Origin of the sequence: Corynebacterium sp. CNJ-954 (assembly GCF_001942345.1) — a bacterium.
Classification (GTDB): domain Bacteria; phylum Actinomycetota; class Actinomycetes; order Mycobacteriales; family Mycobacteriaceae; genus Corynebacterium.
Genome location: NZ_MKKI01000031.1, coordinates 1 through 3,111 on the forward strand (window position 1 = coordinate 1; position 3,111 = coordinate 3,111).

A 3,111-nucleotide genomic window follows, 5' to 3' on the forward strand; every position below is an offset into this window, starting at 1 on the left:
GGGACGCCTCGCCGAGGCATGGCGGCGGGTGGTGCAGCGTCACGGGACATTACGCACCGTCCTGCGGAAGGAGGGCGCGCAGGTACGGGTTCACCCCGTGGAGATCACCGGGGGACGGTGGGAGCGTTTTCTCGATCGGGGCCACGCCGTCCTCTGTGCGTTGTATGGTGATGCCGGGTCGTTCGTCATGACGGCCCGTTCGGAGCTGTAGAGTTCCGGTTTCATGGGCTGCCCCCTTGCGTCAGACTGGTCTCCGGCGTGAGGGGGCTTTCCCGTTTCTTGCGTAAAACGCTGCGGTGGGGCCGGTGTACGGGCTAGCGTGGCGCGGTGAGGGGCAGTCTACGGCCCCTCAGTGGTGGGTGGACCTTCTAGGTCAGGTCCGCGCTAGGCCCTCTCTGTTTTGAGTCCGGAGAGGGCCTTTCCTCGTGTTTCGAGTTGGCCGTTGTGGCTTGCTGGTCGTGAGGGGCCGTAGGTTGGTACTTAGGTCCCTGCCCGCACTGTTGAAGACGGCGATCGTTTACAGTCCGCTTTCAGTCCGCTACAGGTTTAGTTGACCGTGTTGCAGTGTCACGCCGTTAGCTGGTTGACCTGCTGTTATGTCACTTGGTGCGTTGTTGCTGTTCGGCTGTAACGCCTGGTGCGCGTGTTTTGCAAGCAGAAGGTCAGGGGTTCGATTCCCCTCAGCTCCACAAGATGCTAGATCCCCACCCTGTTCTTCCAGGGTGGGGATCTTTCGTTTGGGCTGCATCGGGGCGAGTCATGGTCTTGTTCGTTCGTGCTACCTGTGGCATCGATTATGACCAGGCAGGGGAGTGGAGGCAGCTCTCCCGTCATCTTCTGACGGAGTGTGGGATGTGTGTGGCGCGCCTGTGGGGGCGGGGCAGCTCTCGTCTGTTTCCTGCTCCTGGAGCTGCTGTACCCGCTGGTGATGTGGCCGAAAAGACCCGGGGATAGGGCGCGAGTAGCGGTTGTCGTCATCTCGCACTGCCCGAGCCGTTCCACGTGAAACCTCGTTCCTATGAGTAGGCGGTAGCTGCCTCCGCCCGGCCGGGGACGGCCTCATTCGCGCTGCATGGACCAGACCACAGGCCCGCCGAACGGATGTGTCTCAGCGTGAGTTGCGAAGCCGAGGCGCGAGTAGAGTTCTACGTTTCTCGCATCGGAGGTTTCCAGGTGGACCGGAGTCCGAGCTCCCGAAACAGCATCCAGTGCATCAAGTGCGTGGCGGATAAGTGCCGTACCGAGTCCGTTCCCCCGGTGCCGGGGGTTCACCCCGACGGTGGCCAGTTCCCAGCTTCCTGCGATGGGAGGTGCCGGGAGTGATACCTCAGCGCCGTGAGCCGGCGCGTTGCCGGCGGCTGATTGGATGCGGCTCCATATGTCCGTGGAGACACGTCCGTGAGCTTCGGGACCGACGAGAGCGATGACAGCGACAACGGTGTCCTCGACGTAGACAAGTCCGTGTGGCAGGGCGATGTGTTCCAGGCACACTCGTTGAATGTCACGGAGCCGGTCCACGTGTCTGTCTGGCGCGACGGTCCAGTTGGTCCAGGCATAGTCAGAGAAGGCGAGCGAGAGTGTCTCTGCGGCGTCGGGAATGTCGTCGAGTGTGGCCTCACGTAGGTGGATCATGTGGCTGAGACTACAGCGTGGGGCGAGCCCCACGGCTAGGCGAATGACGGGGTCCGGGTGTACGATCTTCTGTGTTGTCTCCACGAGAGACTACGGGGCTATAGCTCAGTTGGTAGAGCGTCGCGTTCGCAATGCGAAGGTCTGGGGTTCGATTCCCCATAGCTCCACTATCATGGAATCCGTTGGTCGTTCAGACCAGCGGGTTCCGGTCTTTGTGCAGGTCACATGCTAGACAGTAGCACACCCTGTAGGGGCAGGGAACCGCATCATGGGGCAGCCGTTTCCTACGGTTCCCCTACAGCGACAGGACGTAGGAGACCATGCCGAACAACAGCGGAGAGCGACGGTCCTTCGGGGAAAGCCCTGGAACAACGGCAAGCCCAAGGGGAAGGGCCGCCGATGGTTCGGGAAGTTCACCGGGCCTGACGGGAAACGACACACCCCGGGTGGGCAGAGCTTTGAGACGGCGGGGGCTGTAGAGGCGTGGTATCGGGCGGAGCGCAACCTGATCGACCGTATGACTGAAGACGGGACACTTGCTGAGTGGCTCCCTCCGAAGGAGAGGAACAGGGCGGCTCGTGAAGCGAGGGCGGCTAAGGGGGTTACAGTTGCGGACGTGCTGGGGCAGTGGATCGACTACAAGACCGCAACGTCTTGGGAGGAGTCCACCCGGCAGACCAACGTGCGGCAGTTGAACCTACGGCTATTAGAAGTCGACGGGGAAGCCGGGGCGTTTCGCGCTATGCCTGCGTCTCAGGTGACCCGTAGGGACGCTAACGCCTGGTGGGAGGCTGTGTGGGCGCAGTTCCCGGACACCGCGCCGACGAACAATGGAACGAAGAAGCACCTCACGGCAGCGTTTAGGTGGGCGGCTAGGCAAGAGATAATCCCGGCCAACCCCGTCGATCTGGAAACCCGTAGGCCCAAGGTGGGTGAGGGCGGGACCCGTAAGAGTCTGCCTGAGCTGTGGGAGATTAAAGCGCTGCTGGCACAGGTTCCCGAGCGGTACAGGTTCCCCACCGCCCTAGCGCTGGTGCACGGTCTGCGGACGCAAGAGGTCCTGGGCCTACGCAGGTGGCAGGTGAAGCGTTCTGTGGAATCAGACGGGACGGTGGGCTACGTGATCGACCTGTCCGACCGGGGCCGTGTGCGGGCTGCTGTGCGCCTGACTGTGGACGGGAAGCAGACGATGGTGGACAAGGGCCTGAAAACTGAGGCTAGCTACCGTGTGGTGCCTGTGTTCCCCGATTTCGTGGACATGTGCGAGGCCCATTTGGACCTGTATGCCGGTGAGGGTGACGATGGGCTGCTGGCTCTCACGAACAGGGGCACGCGGGTGATGGATACGTCTTGGAATACGACGGTGAAGCGGGCGGCTAAGCGGGCCGGTCTGCGCGACGACATCCACAAGCATGATGGCAGGCGGTTCGCTGCGACAGCTCTCAGCGAGGTGGGGGTGTCTGAGACTGCCAAGGCAGC

Annotated in this window: 3 protein-coding genes and 1 tRNA gene; 3 read left to right on the forward strand and 1 reads right to left on the reverse strand. The window is 62.5% G+C overall.

Going from position 1 to position 3,111, the window contains the following annotated elements:
* The coding region (locus BJF89_RS18865) for a hypothetical protein (protein ID WP_158026056.1) at nt 1-211 on the forward strand (211 nt) is incomplete at its 5' end.
* 848 nt (nt 212-1,059) lie between these two features.
* On the opposite strand, the gene BJF89_RS09915 is transcribed toward BJF89_RS18865, so the two are convergent.
* Nucleotides 1,060-1,632 carry a GNAT family N-acetyltransferase gene (locus tag BJF89_RS09915; RefSeq protein ID WP_075814483.1) on the reverse strand — a complete coding sequence of 191 codons (573 nt, stop codon included), beginning with the start codon at nt 1,630-1,632 and terminating at the stop codon, nt 1,060-1,062.
* 94 nt (nt 1,633-1,726) lie between these two features.
* On the opposite strand from BJF89_RS09915, the gene BJF89_RS09920 reads away from it, so the two are divergent.
* Nucleotides 1,727-1,799 (forward strand) — tRNA-Ala (locus BJF89_RS09920).
* Between the two features lie 101 nt (nt 1,800-1,900).
* The coding region (locus tag BJF89_RS09925; protein WP_075814485.1) for a site-specific integrase at nt 1,901-3,111 on the forward strand (1,211 nt) is incomplete at its 3' end.

Excerpts from the sequence above, each read along its gene's own strand:
- BJF89_RS09915 (WP_075814483.1), bottom strand. The coding sequence starts at position 1,632 with ATGATCCACCTACGTGAGGCCACACTCGACGACATTCCCGACGCCGCA.